We start from the raw sequence: 21,483 nt of genomic DNA on the forward strand, positions 1-21,483 counted from the left end.
AAAGTACTCACTACTTATCTAAAACGTAATTAGTAAGACCTTATTATTCTCCTTTAACTTAAAAGTTTTAAAAATAAAACTGATACTAAATACCAAATAGAAACAGATGAAGAAAATAATTTTAATTTTATTATTAACGCTTGGGTTTACATCATACGCTCAAGTTTTTGAACCTGTAAAATGGACTACTTCTGTAGAAAAAGTATCAGAAACTGAATACAATCTTGTAGCAAAGGCAAGTATAGATAGAGGTTGGCATTTATACTCACAAAATGTGCCAGAAGATGGACCAATACCTACTTCATTTACTTTTGAAGAAAATGAAGGTTATTCTTTAATAGATAATGTTGTAGAAGAAGAGGGACATACGATAGATGACCCTGTTTTTAATATGGTTATTAAGTTTTTTGAAGACAGTGCAACTTTTAAGCAAAAAGTAAAAATTACAAGTACAGAACTTACTGCAATAATAGGAGAAGTAGAGTTTATGGTTTGTGATGATAGCAGATGTTTGCCGCCTACTTATATAGATTTAGAATTTAATTTTAATAATACAACTGTTACAAAAGATATTTCAACTGCAAGTATAACATCAGAAAAAGAAAGTGTTATAAAAAGTACCACGACAAACACACCAAGTGAAGACAATAATCAAAGAGGTTTAATTTCAATCTTTTTAATTGCCTTTATATCTGGTTTTGCTGCATTGTTAACGCCTTGTGTATTCCCGATGATACCAATGACAGTGAGCTTTTTTACAAAACAAAGTAAAACAAAGGCTGCAGGAATTAAAAATGCCATTATTTACGGACTTTCAATTATTGTAATTTACGTTTTATTAGGTGTTTTAGTCAGTCTTCTTTTCGGAGCAGATGCATTAAATGCACTTTCTACAAATGTGTGGTTTAACGTTATCTTCTTTGTTTTATTATTGGTTTTTGCAGCGTCCTTTTTAGGAGCTTTCGAAATTATGTTACCAAATTCTTGGGCAAATAAAGTAGATTCTCAAGCAGATAGAGGTGGTTTAATAGGTATCTTTTTTATGGCTTTAGCATTGGCTATTGTATCCTTTTCTTGTACAGGCCCTATTGTTGGTACTTTATTAGTAGAAGCTGCAGCTGGTGGAAGTCAAATAGGTCCAATAGTGGGCATGTTAGGTTTTTCTTTAGCAATTGCTTTACCATTTGCATTATTTGCAGCGTTTCCTGGTTGGTTAAATTCTTTGCCAAAATCTGGTGGTTGGTTAAACACCGTAAAAGTAGTTTTAGGATTCTTAGAACTTGCTTTGGCTTTTAAATTTTTGTCGAATGCAGATTTAGTGCTTCAGTTACATTGGTTAGAAAGAGAAGTGTTTATTGCCATTTGGATTGCCGTTTTTGGAGGGTTAACTTTATATCTTTTCGGAAAAATACAATTACCACACGATTCTCCGATAAAACATATTTCTGTGGGTAGATTAGGTTTGGGATTATTTTCATTAACTTTTACATTATATATGTTACCAGGTTTATGGGGAGCACCTTTAAATTTAATTAGCGCTTTTCCACCACCACAGCATTATAGTGAATCTCCTTACGGAGTAGGTTATATGAAACTAGGTTCTGGAGATGCCTCTCAGACAGAAATTCCTGATGGAGCACATTTAATGCCTCCACATAATATTTTATCATTTAATGATTATGATAAAGGTTTGGCGTATGCTAAAAAAGTAGGAAAGCCAGTAATGATGGACTTTACAGGACATGCTTGTGTAAATTGTAGAAAAATGGAGCAAAACGTTTGGGTGCAACCAAATATTTTAAAAATGCTTAAAAATGACGTAATTTTAATTTCTCTATATGTTGATGATAAAAGAAAACTAGAGGATGATGAAGTGGTAGAAAGCAAATTAAGACCAGGTAAAAAATTAAAGTATATTGGTCAGAAATGGAGTGAAATGCAAACCATTAAATACAAAACGAATACACAACCTTTTTATGTTTTAATGAATCATGATGAAGAAGATTTAAATGCGCCAGTAGGGTATACTCCTAATAGCGATGAATATTATAATTGGATGAAAGAAGGTATTAAAAAATTTAAATAATTTTAATTATGATTTCAGCAAATAAAAACAACATAGTAAAATCTGATTTAGAAAATTATTTTAATCAGTTTAAAAAAAATATCGTTGGTATTAACCAGACTTTTCAATCTCCGTATGGGGAACAAAAATTAATATATACAGATTGGACCGCAAGCGGAAGATTATACCGCCCAATTGAAGAAAAGTTAATAAATGAATTTGGACCTTTTATAGCAAATACACATACAGAAACATCAACTTCTGGTGCTGCTATGACTTTAGCGTATCATGAAGCTAGAAGCATTATTAAACGTCATGTGAATGCAAATGATAATGATGTTTTAATTACTTCCGGTACAGGAATGACAGGTGTTGTTAATAAATTTCAAAGAATTTTAGGATTAAAAGTTTCAGAAAATTTAAAAGAACATACTCATATTCCAGATGAAATTAGACCTATTGTTTTTGTTTCTCATATGGAGCATCACTCTAACCATACATCTTGGATAGAAACAATTGCAGATGTTGAAGTAGTGCCTTGTAATGATGAAGGTTTGTTATGTGTAAAGAAATTTGAAGAGTGTATTAAGAAATACGAACACAGAAAAATAAAGATTGCTTCTATAACATCCTGTTCTAATGTTACAGGAATAAAAACGGCATATCATGAAGTTGCAAAGCTAATACATAAATACAACGGACTCTGTTTTGTCGATTTTGCTTGTTGTGCTCCTTATGTAGATATAAATATGCACCCAGAAAATGAAGACGAACAATTAGATGCAATTTTCTTTTCTCCTCATAAGTTTTTAGGAGGTCCAGGAACTTCTGGAGTTTTAGTTTTTAATAAAAAATTGTATAAAAATGTGGTGCCAGATAACCCAGGTGGAGGTACAGTAAGTTATACAAATCCTTGGGGACAGCATGATTATTTTGTGGATGTAGAAACAAGAGAAGATGGTGGAACACCAGGATTTATGCAGGCTATAAAAATTGCACTTTCTATTCAGTTGAAAGACAAAATGGGCGTTGTAAACATTAAGAAAAGGGAAGATGAAATAAATGCAGTGGTCTTTGAAACTTTAGAAAGCCTTTCTGGAGTAAAAATATTAGCGCCAAACCATAAAGACCGATTGAGTATTTTTTCTTTTTATTTTGAAAAACATCACTTTAATATGGTTGTAAAAATATTGAATGATAGATTCGGAATTCAGACTAGGGGAGGTTGTTCTTGTGCAGGAACTTACGGACATTTTTTATTGAATGTAGATCAAGCAACATCTAATAGAATTAAAGATGAAATATTGCTGGGTTGTAGTACAGACAAACCAGGTTGGATTCGCTTGTCAATTCACCCAACAATTACATCAGAAGAGTTAAGCTTTATTTGTAATTCTTTAAAAGAACTGTCAGAAAATATTGAAGAATGGTCTAAAGATTATAAGTATGATAATCTAAAAAATGATTTTTTACACAAGACTGTTCCACCTATTGAAAAAGAGTTGGTAAAAAAATGGTTTTCATTATAAATTTTAAGGAGCTATTGAACCTTTAAAATAGATGTTGTTAAATTGATTTTTGCTTCTAATCTTATTTACTTTATCATGAAAATTTAAAGTAATATTTTTAAAAAAAACACCTCACAGATTAGAAATATGTGAGGTGTTTTTTTATCACTATAAAAAAATCTAAACGGGCTCTTTTTCTTCTAAAGCTTTTTCTTTTTGGTCTTCAAATAGGTAACGTTCTTTACTATCATCTAATTCATCCATCCATTCAGTATGATGCGTTTCTGCCATAGTACCGGTTACTACACTTTTAAAAGTTTTATCACGATAGGTTAAAATGTTTTCATCTTTATCTTTTAACCATTCTTTAAACATTTCTGCAACTTTATCTACATCAAAACCTGGGTAATCAGACAATGCTAATAATTCTTTAATATAGGCAGTTTGAAAATCTACATGATCATGGCTAGACTTTAACCTTTCATTTTCTACTAACCATTTATTAATATCTAATCGTCTTTCTGCTTTAGTTGGTATTTTATAGCGGTCCATTATAAAATCTCTTGCAACCCAAGCTTGTGCATCAAACATATTAAAGGTGTAGTATTGATCTTGCATTCCTAAGTAAATTAAATTAGGAGTGTCATTAAAGAAAATACCTTTGTATAAGTGGTCTGGGTATAAGTTGTTTTTTGTTTTTAAACGTAATTCATCTGGTAAAAACGGAAATTTATGTTGGTATCCGGTACACATAATAACGGCATCAAATTTTTGTGAGGTACCATCTTTAAAAAATGCTGTATCTCCTTTAAAGTATTTTAACAATGGTACTTCTGTAATTCCTTCTGGCCAATTTACACCAATAGGTTTGCTTCTATAGCTTAAAGTTACCGATTTAGCACCATGTTTATGGCATTGCACACCAATATCTTCGGCAGAATAACTACTACCAATAATTAATAAATTTTGGTCTTTATATGGATCTGCTCCTCTAAAATCATGAGCATGCATTACTTGTCCTGTAAATTCTTCTATGCCTGTAAAATAAGGCATATTTGGAGTAGAGAAATGGCCAGATGCAACTACGAGGTAATCAAATTCTTCTGAATATGTTTTATCAATCTTTAAATTATCTAAAACAATTTTAAACTTTTTGGTGTCTTCATTATAATTTATCCAACGTACGGTAGTGTTAAAACGAATGTAGTCTCTAACATTATTTTTTTTGATTCTACCTTGAATATAATCAAATAAAACGGGTCTTGGTGGATAAGATGAAATAGGTTTCTTAAAATGCTCATCAAAAGAATAATCAGAAAACTCTAAACACTCTTTTGGGCCGTTAGACCATAAATATTTGTACATACTTCCATGCGCAGGTTCTCCATATTTACCAACACCTGTTCTCCATGAAAAATTCCACATACCACCCCAATTACTTTGTTTTTCAAAACAAACAACTTCTGGAACTTCTAAACCTTGTTTTTTAGCAGCTTCAAAAGCTCTTAGTTGTGCTAAACCACTTGGTCCTGCACCAATAATTGCGACGCGTTTTTTACTCATATCCATAATATGTATACATTTTTAATTTGTACATGTTTCAAGAAACAGCACAAGTATTATTAATTAATAATTTTAGTAAATAGCTACGTTTTTGTAGCATTGGAAATAACTCAGAATCCTTTTAGATTGAATTTAAGCAGTATGTAACTGTTTATTCTATGGAATTAAGGTTGTTTTTCCAGAAGTGATAAAGGTACAATTTTTATAAGGTTTTCCCTAATAATAGCATTGATTAACTTAATAGGTAGATCTGTATTATTGATTGTAGAAACAGCTTAAAGATTTTAAAATTTACCCACGAGGAACTAATTTTGGATCTTTCTTTTTCTCTCTAATTAAGTAAATTCCGATTAAAATTAGTGCGCCACCAAAAACATACCAAAAAGTAAATTTTTCTCCATCTAAAACGCCCCAAATCACCGCAACAATTGGCAGCAAATAACTTGCGGTACTTGCAAAAACGGCAGAGGTATCTTGTATTAATTTAAAATATAATAACATGGCAATTGTGGTACCAAAAACGGTTAAAAAAGCCAAATAACTTAATGGTTCTGTAAATTCTGGTTTCATTTCAAAATTTTGAACAAAACCAGTAAAATATAAAATTACCAAAGATGGAATTGCCCAAATAGAATACACAGCAGCAGTTAATTTTATAGCATTTAAATTCGGGATTCTTTCTTTTATAACTAACGCGTTTACACCATAAGATGCTCCAGCGAGTACAACTAACATAACATACCAAAAATTAGAGTCTTCTGTATTTGCTTCAGAGAAATAGATAATACTTGCAGCTCCTAGAAAACCAATTACGGCACCAAGCATTTGTGTTTTTTTGCTTTTAATTCCAAATAACAAAAAGCCAAAAACCAACACAAAAATAGGAACCAAAGAATCTAAAATACCTGCCAAGGAACTACTTACTTTAGTCTGGGCAATTGGAAACAAAAACATCGGTAAGAAATTACCGAAGAAACCAGCAATTGTTACCCATAAAATTGTCTTTTTCGACATTTTAAAAAGTGCAGGAATACCAATAACGCCTAATAGTAGCCCAGAGCCAACAACTCGTATTGCTCCAATTTCATAAGGTGTAAAAACTACCAATGATTTTTTTATCAACATAAAGGAACTTCCCCATGTCAATGCAATTACAAGTAATAAAAACCATTTATTATTTACAAAGTTTTTCATAATATTAAAGTAGTAAAGCAGTTTTTCTAATAACTATTTCTTATAAATAGCACATTTTATAAGTCTATATAGTAGGTGTTTGAATAATTATTTCTATAGTATCTTTCTAATTGTAATAGATAGACATTAAATCATTTTTTAATCCAATTTGTGGGTTTAGCTATTTTTTAAAGTCATAATAATTCTTTTTTCATTCTCTAGAAAATAGTCTTCTATAATTGTTTCGCCTTTAAAACCTAGCTCTTTATAAATATTAATTGCTGCAGCATTATCAGGATGAACTGTTAAGCATATTTCTAAACAATTTTCATCCTTTAGCAGGTTGACCAACTTGTTCGTTAGTTTCTTTCCTATTTGTTTACCTCTAGCTTCTGGATGCACACCTAATGATAGAACCCAAGCTTTTTGGTTATTGGTGTTTAATGCACCTACTGCAAAGCCTAAAATTTTATTATTTTCTTTGGCGAGTATAAATAAATTATTAGTAATGTCAAACAATTGACGTATTACAAAAGCAGGGTAACTACCTGCATTAAAAACAAGTTGCTCAAGTGCTAACACTTCTTTTAAGTCTTCTGTTTTTACGGTTTGAATAGTAATCATATTCTTTTTTTTGTGCTTTAATAAATTAAAATACTTGTAATTATAAGTGTTACTTACTGGATGTGCAGTAAAGCAAAATTAGCAAAGATTTTTATAAAAAGGTTACAGTTCTAAAAAGAAAAAAGAGACTTATTAATAATGGAAAGTTCCAATATTTAATAGTCTCTTTTATGTTCTTTATTTGATCTAAAATAAAACGCAAGCACTATAGTGCGGTTTATAGATAAAATAATGTTGTAAAAGATTTATTTTATTCAATAGCTTCAAAAACAGCTAAAGGAGCTCTTCTTCCAAGGTTTAATGATAGAATGTTATCCTTAATTGTGTAGTTGTCTGCTATTTCAAATATTTTTAATAATTCAGATTCATTAACAGCTGTATCTGGACACATTTTTAAAGTTGTTAGCATTTTTTTAAATTCAATTCTATTGCCTTCTTTTAAAATAAATTCTCCAGAAATTGTATTACAACCTGTAAAACCAGTAAGGCTGTTTGTATCTGTATTTAAAGTGATAAAGATTTCACGCTCTAAGTTGTCTGCTTTGGCAACGTCTTGTCCTTCTAGAGTTTTAAGTTGCCAATGTTTTTCTGTAATAGAATTCGTTAAAGTATCCTTGTTTTTTTTCTTATCAGAATTACAACTTATAGTTATCATTGCTATCATTGTAAATACTATTATTAATTTAGTTTTCATAATTTTTCCTTTTTATTAGAGTATAAATATAGTTTTGGTTCGTGTAATAGCGAACCGAATTAATGTAAAGTGTTGTTAAAGTTTGTTTTTTGAATTGGAATAAATGGCATCTAAATTTCTGAACTTTTAAATTTTGTCATTCTAAGAAAGGTTACTTTTATTAGTGGTATCAATAGAAACAAATACTTGTTTATGTATTAGATGTTACTTCCTTCTAATTTTTTTGTTAATAAAAACTTGGTTTATACTGTGTTTATACTGTTTTTTTTAGAGGAATTTAATTCATAGATTTACAAATTAATCTTGAGGTTAAATTAGATTCAATTAAAATTATTTCTCAAAGTAAACTTTTTCAACAAAATCAATTTATCTTATGAAAGTTCGTGAATATTTTATAATCATTTCTATTCTTATAACAGCAGCTGTTATTGTTATCGCTCAATTTTGGTTTCCAATTGTTTGGTCTTTCTTATTGATTGGACCGTTAATTATTTTAGGGCTTTTTGATGTTTTTCAAACAAAGCATACTATTAGACGTAATTTTCCATTATTAGGTAGGTTTAGATATATTTTAGAATCTGTAAGGCCAGAAATTATGCAGTATTTTGTAGAAACAGATACTGAGGGGAGACCATTAAACCGAATTTTAAGATCTTTAGTTTATAGAAGAGCAAAGGGAGAAAATGATACAGAACCTTTTGGAACTCAGATGGATTTGTACCATTCTGGTTATGAATGGTTAGAGCATTCTATGTATGCGAAAAATAATCCAAAAGAAATTGAAGAATTTCCAAGGTTATTAATTGGTGGTAAAGACTGTAAACAACCCTATTCTTCTAGTTTACTTAATATATCTGCAATGAGTTTTGGATCTTTAAGTAAAAATGCTGTTTTAGCATTGAATAAAGGAGCAAAAATGGGGAATTTTGCACATAATACTGGTGAAGGAGCTATTAGTGAATACCATTTAGAACATGGAGGGGATTTAATTTGGCAAGTTGGTACTGGATATTTTGGTTGTAGAAATGAAGACGGAACTTTTAATGAAACAACTTTTAAAGAAAATGCCATTAAACCATCGGTTAAAATGATAGAAATTAAACTATCACAAGGTGCTAAACCTGGTCATGGTGGAATTTTACCAGCTTCTAAAAATACTGAAGAAATTGCAAAAATTAGACACGTAAAACCAGGTATTGCGGTGCATTCTCCACCTTCTCATTCTGCTTTCTCTAACCCAATTGAATTTATGTATTTTATTAAAAGGTTAAGAGAACTTTCTGATGGAAAACCGATTGGTTTTAAATTATGTTTAGGAAGAAAACAAGAGTTTATGGATTTTTGTGAAGCGATGATTTTTACAGGAATACAACCAGATTTTATTACTGTTGATGGTGGAGAAGGAGGAACTGGTGCAGCACCTGTAGAATTCTCTAATTCAATGGGAATGCCATTGCGTGAAGGTTTAATTTTTGTACACGATACGCTAGTTGGTTTTGGATTAAGAAAAGATATTAAAGTAATTGTGGCAGGTAAAATTATATCAGGTTTTCACATGGCTAGAGCCATTTCTTTAGGAGCAGATGGCTGTAATAGTGCACGTGCAATGATGCTTGCAATTGGTTGTATCCAAGCGTTACAGTGTAATTCTAATACTTGTCCTGTTGGTGTGGCAACTCAAAATAAATCTTTAGTTAAAGGATTGGTTGTAGAGGATAAAGCACCAAGAGCAAAAAGATATCACGACGCTACTATTCATAGTTTTTTAGAACTGGTTGCAGCTGCAGGTTTAAATGAACCTAGTGAACTAACAAGAGATCATATTAGTAAAAGAGTAGGTTTATATAATGTAAAAACTTACGAAGAAATTTATCCTTATTTAAAAGAAGGGTGTTTGCTTGATATAAGTACGATTCCTTTAGAATATAAAAAATTCTTTCATCTTACAAGAGTTATGAGTTAGATATATAACTCGTAGCATAAAGGTGATATTTTCTAATTAGAAAGTATCACCTTTTTTTGTTTACAATGTGATAAAAATTCTTACATACGAAATTATATAAACTCTTTGTTTTTAGATTTTACCTTATTTGTCGCTTTTATTTACTTGAAGAACCTGAGAAAAGAGGACTAAAAATAGTGTTTTTTCTAAAAATCTAAAAGGATAGCTTAAAAGCAGCCGTTGACGATTTTTTTTTCTAAATTAGGAGTTGAAAATAAGAAATTAAAATCAAATTTTATTCTGATGAAAATTTATAAGCTAGAAACGGTAAATGACCATATTTTAAAAGCATTTATAAAGTTAATTCCACAACTTAGCACTAGCTGTATTTTGCCTAGCCAAAAAGATTTGGAAGATATTGTTAGCTCTAATAATACGATGCTTTTTATAGCCGAAGAAAATAATAATATTTTAGGGACACTAACACTTGTTTTTAATAAGATACCTACTGGTAATAAAGTTTGGATTGAAGATGTAGTTGTTGATAATACAGCAAGAGGTAAAGGAGTTGGAAAGAAGTTGACTCAATTTGCTATAGAATATACAGCAAATAAAGGTATTAAGAGTATCAATTTAACATCGAGTCCAGATAGAATTGCTGGCAATGAATTATATCAAAAACTAGGTTTTATTAAAAGAGAAACAAATGTTTATCGACTAACAATTGAGTAGCTTTTTTAATTAAAGACTCAATAAGTAATGATCTAAAGTTACATCATTTTAGTTTTCTATTGTTTGAGATGGTTCCTTGAATGTGATATAGACTTTTTTTATATAGAAGAACCTCAATGTGAATTATTTTAAAATTATCATAGAAAAGTTTAACTTATTCCTGAAATAAAAATGAAGCCAACTCTACATTTAAGTTTTCCTTTATTTTATATTTCATTTAAATCCTCTGAAGAAAAGTAATTTTAAAGAAATATTTTAGGTTTTGTGATTTATCTTGAAGATCTTAATATAGAAAAGAGACTTAATAAAAGAAGTATATTATTTCTAACTTATTATAAATTCATTATTATCTTAAAACAGAAAAACTTTAGTATTTTTATTGCCTTATTAAACTTCCATACGCCAATGTTAAAGAAATATTGCTTCGCTTTTTTACTTACATTTTTTTGTGTAGTCAGCTTTTTTTCTCAAGAAAATAGCATTGAATATGCGAAAAAAATCACCATTTCTGATGGTTTAGCACATAATGGAGTAACATCTGTATTAAAAGATAGCAATGGTTTTTTATGGGTTGGAACTTATGAGGGGATTAATAAATATGATGGTTACAAGCTGGTCACCTTTAAAAACACCATAGATAAAGATATTCTTACAAGTAACAGAGTTAGATCTATTACAGAAGATCACAAAAAAAATATATGGATTGGTACCGATCAGGGTGTTACGATATATAAGTCTTCTCAAGAAAAATTTATCAAATTATATTCCAATAAACTTATTGGTAAAGACAATAGTGGTCCCATAATAAGAAAGGTTTTTATCAATAAGAAAAACAACAAGATTTACTGTTTAACAGAAGGTAATGGAGTTTTTCTATTCGATGAAGATTATAAGTTAATAAATCGATTTGATCCAAAAGTAAACGAACCTAACAATTTAAAATTTTATGATGTTTTAGAGTTAAAGGATGAAAATTTAGTATTTATTACATCAAATGGGGTGTATTTTTTTGACACTTTAAAAAATAGTTTTAAAAAGATATTAGATAAAAATATCAATTATGCTACCGGAATTACTAGGGTAAATGAATCTCTATTTTTAATTAATTTAGAGTATGGTTTAGGAGTGGTTTGCTACAATGCAGCAAAAAACGAATTTACTTTTAAAGAACAAATATTATCAGAAAAGCAGTTAAATAACTTATCTATAGATGATAATGGAGATTTATGGGTTGGTACCTTAAATAAGGGGATTCTTAAAATTAATGACATTAAAAAGAACCTAACCTGTAATAGTGTAAAACCTTTTAAAATACAATATTTTAATGATGGTTTAGATAGACTAAGAATTAGTAGCATAATTTCTGCGGCTAATAATATTTGGGTTGGTACTTTTAATAAAGGTTTATATCAGTTTGATATTAAAGAAACTCCCTTTAAGAAGTATAATAGAAAAATGGATTATAAGTATGGTATTGCTTCTAATTCGATTACTCATTTTTCTAATTTAGATAGTCAAAGAGTTTATATTACGGGCGTTTTTGGGGGCATTTCTTTGTTTAATACAGAAACAGAACTATTTGAACCCTTACCTTTTAACATACCTGAAAATTATTTATTAAGTGTTTCATCTGTTTTTGTAGATTCAAAAAAAAATACTTGGTTAAAAATTACGGGAGTTGGTTTTTTTAGGATAAAACCAGGAAGTAAAAATCTAGAGAAAATAACATCTAATTATTTTATAAATAGTCCATTACAAGCTTTTAGGTCTTTTACCGAAGATAGATATGGGAATATTTGGATTGGTGCTAGTCAAGGTGTTTTTAAAATAACTATAGATAATTCAAATACAATTAAAAATATAGAATCTTTAAATGAGAACCCTTATTTTGATTCTAAAAAAATTGCATTAGCAAGATATATTTATGCAGATCCACAAAAGAATTTTATCTGGATCGGAGTAGATTCAGACGGATTGTTTAGAGTTGATAATCTTAAAGATACACCATTAGAAGAGTTAAGTATTCATCAATTTGTAAATGATAAAAATGATAAAACCTCAATATCAAGTAATTTTGTAACATCAATTTTAAGGTTGCCAAATGGCGATTTATGGGTTGGAACAGAGAGTGGTGGAATTTGTAAAGTAGAAACAAAAGATAATGGATTAGCCTTTACTTCTTTTACCGAAAAAGATGGACTTTCAAATAATGTTGTAAAGAGTATATTGGCTGATAATGAAAATAGTTTATGGGTTTCTACCAATATTGGTTTAAATAAATTTGATTTAAAAAGTAAGGTTTTTAGAAAGTTTAATTTGGTAGATGGTTTGCCTTTTGAAGACTTTTTATTCTCTTCCGAAAAATTGAAGAATGGTACACTTCTTTTTTCTGGCGTAGATGGATTTTGTTATTTTAATCCGGATAAGATTATTAATAAAGAAGAATTGCCTAAAGTTCAATTAGAGAATTTAAAAATATTTAATCGTGCAATTTCTCCTGGAGATACTATTAAAGATAGGGTAATCTTAAAAAGTAGTTTGTCAGAATTAAAAGAGATAGAACTACAACATGATGAAAACGTATTTTCTTTTGATATTGCAAGTCTACATTTTTCTAATCCTAAAAACCATTCATTAAGGTATAAGTTACATCCAATTAATAAAGATTGGGTAGTAACAGCATCAAATAATAATGTTGTTAATTATAGTGGTTTACAACCAGGTGATTATGAATTAAGTTTTATGGCTTCGAATTCATTAAATGAATGGACAGTACCTAAAAAGCTAAAAATTGTAATTGTTCCTCCTTTTTGGAAAACCAACACTGCTTATTTTATTTACGCATTGTTAATTTTACTAATACTTTATTTAATTATTTCTACGATCACTAAAATTCAATCTTTAAATCATAATGTAGCCATAGAGAAATTAGAAAAAGATACTGTAAAAGAATTAAATGAATCGAAATTGCGGTTTTTCTCTAATATTTCTCATGAAATTAAAACGCCAATAACACTTATTTCAGGGCCTGTAGATGTTTTATTAGATCGGTATAAGAATAATTTAGATGTGTCGGAAAAATTAAGTTTGGTGAAACGTCAAACTAAAAAAATAAAACAATTAGTAGATCAAGTTCACGATTTTAGAAGGGCAGAAGCTAATTTGTTAAAAATGCATTATACGCGTTTTAACTTTAATGATTTTTTACAAGAATTAGCAAACGATTTTATGTTTTTGGCAAGTAAAGATCAGAAAGAATTTCAGCTTGTTGCTAAAAACAAAAATATTATAGTCTCTGGTGATAAGAGTAAAATTGAAAAGATTTGCAATAATTTAATTAATAATGCTTTTAAATATACCAAGGCAGGAGACACTATTAAAATTGAATTTAGTTGTGATGAGAAAGACTTAAATGTGTCTGTTATAGATACAGGAATGGGAATAGATGAGGTAGATTTAGAACATGTTTTTGAAAGATTTTATCAATCAGAATCTACTCAAAAAGAGCATATTGCTGGTTCTGGTATTGGTTTGGCTTTTTCAAAAAAATTGGTAGAGATGCATTATGGTTACATAAATGCAACGAGTACCGTAAATGAAGGAACTACTATAAGTTTTCAATTACCAATAGTAAAACAACAGGTAGAAGAAGATGAAGTTTTAGATAAAAAAACGGTAGAGCTACCAAAAGAAAAAGAAATTGTAATTGATAAACAAATTGTAGAAGAAGATTTAACAACGGTAACTGTTAGTGGCGAATTTTCTGATGCTTTGGTTTTTTATGCTGAAGATAATTTAGAAATGAGAACCTACGTTACGGGTATTTTGTCTAAGTATTTTACAGTTAGGGCTTTTAGAGACGGACAAGAATGTTTAGAGGCTTTAGAAAATAATTGGCCAGATATAGTAATTAGTGATGTGCAAATGCCACAGCTAAATGGCTTAGATTTATGTATTGCAATTAAATCTGATTTAAAAACAAGTCATATCCCTGTAATTTTACTTACTGCATTAACAAACATAGAAGATCATGTTAGAGGCCTAAGAGATGGAGCAGATGCCTACATAAAAAAACCTTTTAATGTACAGCGTTTAATTACAAATACAGAGGCGTTACTTAGTAATAGAAAGCAATTAAGAGAAAGATATCAGGTTGGTATTCCGTTAACCAAAGAAAATAATAAGAACAATAGAAACGATAATGCTTTTTTAGAGAAGTTGTATAGTATAATGGAAGAGAATCTAGATAATCAAGATTTTGACATTAATACCTTGGCTAAAGAATTGTATTTGAATAGAACACATTTTTATCAAAAAGTAAAAGTATTGACCAATCAAACTCCTTTTGAGTTGATAAAAATGTATCGTTTAAAAAAGGCAGCACAATTTCTAGTACATCAAAAATTATCTGTAAACGAAGTTTTTTTAATGACAGGTTTTAAAAGTAGAACACATTTCACAAAAATTTTTAAAGAAAAATACAACGTTTCTCCAAGTAAATATGGAGCAGAGAATGAGAATAAACTTTCATAATAATTAATTTATTCTTTTAATTAAAAGTGTTGCTGTTAAGAAAACTTAATCCACAAAAGGCGCAAGCTTCTAGTGCAGCTCCAGAAGCTCCTGGATCTGGATTCTAAATTTCAAATAATATTATAAATGAAAACGCTACATATTCTTATGTGGCGTTTTTTATTATTTAGATTTACGCATGCATACTTTTAATATATTCACAAGTACAAATAGAAACTTTTAAATAGCTTATTTTATATAAGTTTAAAAACGAATCATATATGAATAAAATTCTTAAAAAGTCTTTACTAATTGCAGTTACGTTATTAGTGAGTTTTAACTGTTCATCTAATAAGCCAAATACGATGAAGGATGATAAAGCAATCGTTAGTATAGAAACGGGACTAACCATATTAAAAGTGAGAACGGCTATTAATAAAGGAAGTTCTTATATCGTTGCAAACAGTTATGAAGGGACTTTGTTAGGTGTTTCTTTTGATGGAAAAATTCTATGGAAAAATGCTTTGTCTGGTTTTATGAATCATGATGTTTGGATACGAGATTTAGATAATGATGGTAAAGATGAAATTTTAGCAGCAAATGCAGATGGTAATATTTATTGTTTAAATGCTGAAGGAAAATTATTGTGGAGTTTTAAAAAGAATGATGCACCTATGTTTGCAGTTACTGCAATTAAAAAAGACAATAAAATGTATGTTGTAGCTGGTGGGTTTGATAAGAAAATCTATTACTTAGATACAAAAGGGAAGGAAGTAAAAGAAATTGAAACGTCCACTTTTTCAATTGAAAAATCATATAAAAAAGTTGGTCAAAAAAGAGCTCCGAATAATGTGAGCATGACTAATTTTATAAGAGTTGTAGAGAACAAAGACCAGACCGAAACTTTAGTAGTTTTGGGTACCAACAATCACATGCAGAATGTAGGTACTTTGTATTTTTTTAATCCTTTAGAAAATCTTCCTTTTAAAAAGAAACCAATTCAACAAGATAAATCTGTAAAAGGAAAATTAAGAATTAGACCCATAGGAGATTTAAAAATTGTTGATTATGATAATGATGGAGAAAAAGAAATTTTATTGGGTGCATCTGCTCATGTAAATGATTTGTTGGTAACATTGTACAGTATTAAAGAAGATACATTTACTTTTCATAAATTAGATAAAATTAGTTTTGGTTATGATATTGCACATTCTGAAGTGATTAAACAAAACGGAAAAGATATTTTATTATCAAGAGCCGGAAGTCAAATTCATTTATATGAAAAAGGGAATTATAAAACTTCTGTAGAAAGATTGGTAAGTACCTATGCGTATAATGATTTATGGAAAGACCCAACAACAAATAATATTATTTTGGCAAGTAGCCAAAGTGGAGGAAGTCAGATTCATATTATCAATACAGAAAATAAAAATTGGAAAAAGGAATTTAAAAACTTACATCCTCTAGGTAAAATTGCTTCCATTTTAGCAAATACAAAAAGTATCAGAAATAATTTAGATCAGTTTCAGAAACCAGATTATCAAGAAAAATCGCAACCTGTTTATTTTATGACAGAAAAAGTACCTGATAATTTAATAGGGTTAAAAAATAAAATTTCTAAAAATTATGAGTCTCCAATTTTCTTAAACTCATTACATATGAGAGAAGTAGAAAATTGGGATCGTTCTCAAGTCACCAATGAAAAATATAAAAATTCTAGAGATAGAAGAAAGAAATATACATTAACAAGTGATGAGGCTTTAACGCAAATTACCAATCAGTTTAAAGGAGAACCAGGTATTGCTTATTGGGCAGGTCATGGTAACGATCCGTATATGTTTCATATAAACACTACAAAGAAAGTTGTAGATATGGCTAACGGAAAGAAAACAGTTTTAATTTATCCAGAAATGGAAGATCATTCAGATAATTTAAACTTTTTGGTCGATGATTTAGTGTATCCTTTGGCAAAATATGTACAAGGAAAAAATACCAATATCTTTTTAAGGTCTAAACATGTTTCTTGGTTAGGTAGTAATTATAACAAACCTTGGTCTCGTTTAATGTCTGGTGAATTTGCAGATGTTTTTGTGCCTTCTATGGAAGAAACCACAGATAAATCTATGGAGCTTAGTTTGGCAGGTAGAACAGGTATGTGGGCAAGTGGTGCAGTCAATTCTTGGGGAACCAGATCTGTGCCAGACAATACTGCTTTTGATAGATCTAGACAATTAGGATACCAGAGATTGCCTAATCATTTTTTAAGAATGCTAATTTTTCATACTTCTTATGGAGCGCAATACATTAATAATTTTGCGGTAGATCAAGACTATTTAAGTGTTTATTGGGAGCTGATTGCAAAAGGAGCTTTATATGTGCCAAAACGAAATGAAATTTTAAGTTTTTCGCCAGTTCATGTAAGCATGAAAGAACCAGATCATCATTATATAGATGAAGGATCTAATGTAAAATGGAGTATTTTTTATGATGAAGAGTTCGAAAATAATAATCCGTATGCTATAAGTAGATTAAGTGGTTCCTGGCCAGGAGCAGCAGTTACAGAATGGGACTTTTCTAGATATGCTGCTGGAGTTAAAGAAAGAAGATTAAACTTTTTAGCGCCTTATGAAAACGGATTGGTATTAATTACGCCACCTCAAAAAGGAGTTTTTGCTCAGAAAAATGTAGTAAGAAAATCACTTTCAGAAAATTTACATCCTTTTTATAAAAATATTTTAAAGGAATATATTACAGACGGACATAATTATTATTCTGCTGATGGTAAAGAAACTTATAAAGCAAATGAATACTATAAAATAATAGAAAAAGAGATTAAAGAAAGTGCTAAAAAGCTACCTGTTACTGTTTCTGGTGATGTTGCTTGGGTAGTTGCACAAACGTCTCCAAAACATTTAAGATTAACCATTTTAGATAATGGGTACATCAACCCAGAAGAGAGTACTGCAATTGTAAGTTTTAATAATATTAAGATTAAAAAAATCACAGATATTTTAAGTGAAGAAGCATTTAAAGTAGAAAATTCTTCGGTAAAAATAAATATTCCTTTAGGTGCTTTTAGATTTATAGATATAGAGTTAGAGAAGGCGTTTTAAGAATAAATTATTGGTAGATACAAGAAATGTATTCTCAAAAACAAGCGCTGTACGATTGTTTTAGAACTTTACAGTAGTTACAAAGTGTAAAATTTACAATGAGGTTTTAGATGAAATATTTTGGTTGCTTTTTCTTTTTTAATAGATATTAAAGAGTAAAAAGTAATCACCAAAAATAGATATGTCCTTATAAAACTTAGAATTTATTTCGTAAAAATGGCTAATACTAAAAGTTCTCTAACTAAAAAAAATGATAATCAATTATGTATTTAAAAAGAACTAATTATATGAAAATACTATTTGCAATAGTTGTATTGGGGTTTACTGCGTGTGCAGAAAAACAGAAGGAAGTTGCGCAGGTATCAAAAAGTAATCAACCAAATATTATTTTATTTGTTGCAGATGATCACGGTACCGATGCAATTGGTGCGTATGGAAATCCGGTTATTAAAACTCCAAATTTAGATCAATTAGCTTCTGAAGGAGTAAAGTTTACGAATGCTTATTGTACCAGTGCAAGTTGTGCGGCAAGTAGATCTGTAATTCTTTCTGGTAAATTTGGTCACGCAACTGGTTCTTATGGTCATGTGCATGATTATCATCATTTTAGTACGTATGATACAGAAACGTCTTTACCTGTTATTATGGAGAAATCTGGTTACGAAACAGCAAGAATTGGTAAATACCATGTAGCTCCAGAAAAAGTGTATCACTTTAATCAGGTTTTAGAAGCAGACCCTAGAAATACCGTTGAAATGGCAGATGCTTGTGCCGATGTTTTAAAATCTGACAAACCATTTTTCTTATACTTCTGTACTGATGATCCTCATAGAGGACACCCTTTTGAACCAGAACAATGGGACACACCGAATAGTTTTGGAAATAAAAAAGAAGGTTATAAAGATGTAGAAACTGTAATTTATAATCCAGAAGATGTTTTAGTACCTTCTTTTTTACCAGATACAAAACAGACTAGAGAAGAAATTGCACAATATTACCAGAGTATTTCTAGAATAGACCAAGGTTTTGGTAAGTTGATGAAAATGTTACAAGAAACGGGTAAGGCAGATAACACTATTGTTATTTATATTTCTGATAACGGAATGGCTTTTCCAGGTGCTAAAACCACCGTTAATGAACCAGGAATTAAATTGCCTTGTATTATAAAAGATCCAACAAAGGGTACAAAAGGAACAACAAATAAAGCGATGATTTCTTGGGTAGATTTAACACCAACCATTTTAGATATGGCAAAAATAGACTTTAAAAAAGAGCAATTTCACGGAAAATCTTTCAACTCAATTTTAAATAAAACAAACCCTGAAGGTTGGGATGAAATTTATGCTTCACACACGTTTCATGAAATTACTATGTATTACCCAATGAGAGTGGTTAGAAGTAAAAATTACAAGTTAATTTGGAATATTGCTTATAGGTTAGAGTATCCTTTTGCATCCGATTTATGGGCGTCTTCTACTTGGCAAAGTATTTATAGGCACAAAATAGAATATTTTGGACCTAAAAAAGTACAAGATTTTCTATTTAGACCAGAATTTGAATTGTATGATTTATCAAAAGATAAAAATGAGCTAGATAATCTTGCATATAAAGATAAATTTAGAGGTGTCTTAGAATTGATGAAAAGTAAGATGAAAAAATTTCAAAAAGAGACCTCAGATCCTTGGATGATTATGTGGGGGCATGATGCATCTTTACAAGGTTCTGGGGTTAATTTATAAAAAGCGATTATGATAAACAGTTTATATAAAATAGTAGCAGTATTTATTTTTTTTGCAACGATCAATAGCAATGCTAATGAAATAATTAATATAAAGCATGCCGAAGGAGATATGACTTTGGTTGTGAGAGAAGCAATTGAAAAGGCAAAAACCAAAGACATTAAATTGGTGTTTGAAAAAGGAAATTACTTTTTTAAAACAGATTATGCGGTTGGTAAATTCTTGTATGTTACAAATCATGGAAATGGGTTTAAAAAAATCATTTTTAATTTTGAAAAATTTAATTCCGTTGAAATAGAAGGAAATGATTCTGAATTTATTTTTAGAGGTCAAACGTTGCCATTTGTATTTGATGGATTACATAAAGTTGATGTAAAAAACATCACCATAGATTGGGACATTCCTTTTTCTTTTCAAGGAGATGTTACTGCTGTAAATGAAAAAGAACAATGGTATGAGCTAAAACCATATACAAAAGGGTTTTCATGGAAACTTAGTAAAGGAAGGATTGAATTTCCTGGAATCAATCATTTTAATTTTACTTCTTTAGGCAGTTCTTTGCCACACAATAAAGAAACAAAAGCAGTAGATTATGGTGCTTGGGATGCAAGCTTAGAATCTAATTTTGTGGAAAAAAGACCGAATGGGATTTTACGTTTTTATGATAAAAACCTTAAAAAATATCCAAGAGTAGGTTCTGTATTACAATCTAAAGGAGATAAATTAAACAATAGATATGCTCCTGCTTTTTTAACTAGAAATTCTAAAAACATCGAGTTTAATAATGTAACTATTCATCATGCTTTAGGAATGGGTTTTTTGTTTGAAAGATCTGAAGATATTAAAATTTTAAATTCAGGAATTTATATTAGAGAAGGCTCAGACAGAGTAATGTCTATTGTTGCAGATGCAACTCATTTTGCAAATTGTAAAGGAGATATATTAATTGAAGGTTGCCGACTTGAAGGCATGTATGATGATGGAACAAACGTACATGGAACCTATGTTGAAGTAAAAGAAATTCTAAATGATAAAACCGTTAGAATCACCTTAATGCATGACCAACAAATGGGATTTGAGTTTGCAGGAATCAATGATGAGGTTTGGTTTATAAAACAACCAAATCCGCAAAGAGCGGAAATAAATACGGTAACTGCTGTAAAAGTAATTAACGATTATTATACAGATGTAACTTTTAAAAATGAAATTCCCGCAGGTTTAAAAACTGGAGATCTATTAGAAAACAAAACATGGAATCCTACTTTTACCATGCGAAAAAATATAATTAGAGATCACAGAGCAAGAAACATCATTATTAAAACTCCAAAGAAAATTATTATAGAAGACAACGATTTATCATCTATGATGTCTTCTATAATGTTAAGAGGGGAAACTTTTTATTGGTTCGAATCTGGTAATGTAGAAGAAGTAATTATTAGAAATAATAGATTTGTAGATTGTGCAACAGGAGGCTCTGAACATGCAATCTTAAAAGTATCTCCAAGATTAGGGAAATCGTTTGATGATACGATTACGTATGATAGAAATATCACTTTCGAAAACAATTTTATTGAAACATTTGACAATAGAATAATTTGGGCAGATAGGGTAGATGGACTAATAATTAAAGGAAATAGAATTAAACAAACGAACACTTTTAAAGTTCAGTTTCCGGATGCTTATATGTTCGATTTGACACATTGTAAGAATGTAGAAATTTCTAAAAACTCTTATTCAGGGGACAATAAAAATATTTTAAAAGCAGATGAAGCTTCTAAAAAAGAGTTGAAATTTAAGAGTAATAAAGGTTTAAAATAA

The 21,483-nt window shown here is 29.7% G+C and carries 12 protein-coding genes; 8 read left to right on the top strand and 4 right to left on the bottom strand.

Annotated elements, in window-relative coordinates; all coding sequences use genetic code 11:
- The first annotated feature begins 106 nt into the window (after positions 1 to 106).
- Together WHD08_RS16705 and WHD08_RS16710 are read left to right on the top strand one after the other, a co-directional pair.
- Positions 107 to 2,086: a protein-disulfide reductase DsbD family protein gene (locus tag WHD08_RS16705; protein WP_208889994.1), complete on the top strand. Its 1,980-nt coding sequence runs from the start codon at positions 107 to 109 to the stop codon at positions 2,084 to 2,086.
- Positions 2,087 to 2,094: 8 nt separating this feature from the next.
- Positions 2,095 to 3,594, top strand: coding sequence for an aminotransferase class V-fold PLP-dependent enzyme (locus tag WHD08_RS16710; RefSeq protein WP_208889993.1), 1,500 nt, complete (start codon positions 2,095 to 2,097; stop codon positions 3,592 to 3,594).
- 159 nt (positions 3,595 to 3,753) lie between these two features.
- Here WHD08_RS16710 and WHD08_RS16715 read toward each other — a convergent pair whose 3' ends face one another.
- The 4 genes from WHD08_RS16715 to WHD08_RS16730 all read right to left on the bottom strand — a co-directional run bounded on the left by WHD08_RS16715 (position 3,754) and on the right by WHD08_RS16730 (position 7,627).
- A complete protein-coding gene (locus WHD08_RS16715; RefSeq protein WP_208889992.1) occupies positions 3,754 to 5,136 on the bottom strand; it encodes a flavin-containing monooxygenase in 1,383 nt (460 codons plus the stop codon).
- Positions 5,137 to 5,427: 291 nt separating this feature from the next.
- Entirely contained in the window at positions 5,428 to 6,330 is a 903-nt protein-coding gene (locus WHD08_RS16720) for a DMT family transporter (RefSeq protein WP_208889991.1), read from the bottom strand.
- 156 nt (positions 6,331 to 6,486) lie between these two features.
- The gene (locus WHD08_RS16725) at positions 6,487 to 6,933 is read right to left on the bottom strand and encodes a GNAT family N-acetyltransferase (protein ID WP_208889990.1); all 447 of its coding nucleotides are present in this window, start codon (positions 6,931 to 6,933) and stop codon (positions 6,487 to 6,489) included.
- 250 nt (positions 6,934 to 7,183) lie between these two features.
- Positions 7,184 to 7,627 (bottom strand): META domain-containing protein, encoded by a 444-nt coding sequence (locus tag WHD08_RS16730; protein ID WP_208889989.1) that lies wholly within the window; start codon positions 7,625 to 7,627, stop codon positions 7,184 to 7,186.
- A gap of 373 nt (positions 7,628 to 8,000) precedes the next feature.
- Here WHD08_RS16730 and WHD08_RS16735 point away from each other — a divergent pair, with 373 nt between their 5' ends.
- The 6 genes from WHD08_RS16735 (at position 8,001) to WHD08_RS16760 (ending at position 21,483) form a co-directional block, all read left to right on the top strand.
- Positions 8,001 to 9,590 carry an FMN-binding glutamate synthase family protein gene (locus WHD08_RS16735; RefSeq protein ID WP_208889988.1) on the top strand — a complete coding sequence of 530 codons (1,590 nt, stop codon included), beginning with the start codon at positions 8,001 to 8,003 and terminating at the stop codon, positions 9,588 to 9,590.
- A gap of 282 nt (positions 9,591 to 9,872) precedes the next feature.
- Entirely contained in the window at positions 9,873 to 10,301 is a 429-nt protein-coding gene (locus tag WHD08_RS16740; protein ID WP_165732634.1) for a GNAT family N-acetyltransferase, read from the top strand.
- Positions 10,302 to 10,706: 405 nt separating this feature from the next.
- The gene (locus WHD08_RS16745; RefSeq protein ID WP_340833006.1) at positions 10,707 to 14,834 is read left to right on the top strand and encodes a hybrid sensor histidine kinase/response regulator transcription factor; all 4,128 of its coding nucleotides are present in this window, start codon (positions 10,707 to 10,709) and stop codon (positions 14,832 to 14,834) included.
- 260 nt (positions 14,835 to 15,094) lie between these two features.
- A complete protein-coding gene (locus tag WHD08_RS16750; protein ID WP_208889985.1) occupies positions 15,095 to 17,926 on the top strand; it encodes a PQQ-binding-like beta-propeller repeat protein in 2,832 nt (943 codons plus the stop codon).
- A gap of 287 nt (positions 17,927 to 18,213) precedes the next feature.
- The gene (locus tag WHD08_RS16755) at positions 18,214 to 19,665 is read left to right on the top strand and encodes a sulfatase family protein (protein ID WP_208889984.1); all 1,452 of its coding nucleotides are present in this window, start codon (positions 18,214 to 18,216) and stop codon (positions 19,663 to 19,665) included.
- Positions 19,666 to 19,674: 9 nt separating this feature from the next.
- The gene (locus WHD08_RS16760) at positions 19,675 to 21,483 is read left to right on the top strand and encodes an alpha-1,3-galactosidase-related protein (RefSeq protein WP_244183289.1); all 1,809 of its coding nucleotides are present in this window, start codon (positions 19,675 to 19,677) and stop codon (positions 21,481 to 21,483) included.

The organism is Polaribacter sejongensis (assembly GCF_038024065.1).
GTDB classification, from domain to species: domain Bacteria; phylum Bacteroidota; class Bacteroidia; order Flavobacteriales; family Flavobacteriaceae; genus Polaribacter; species Polaribacter sejongensis.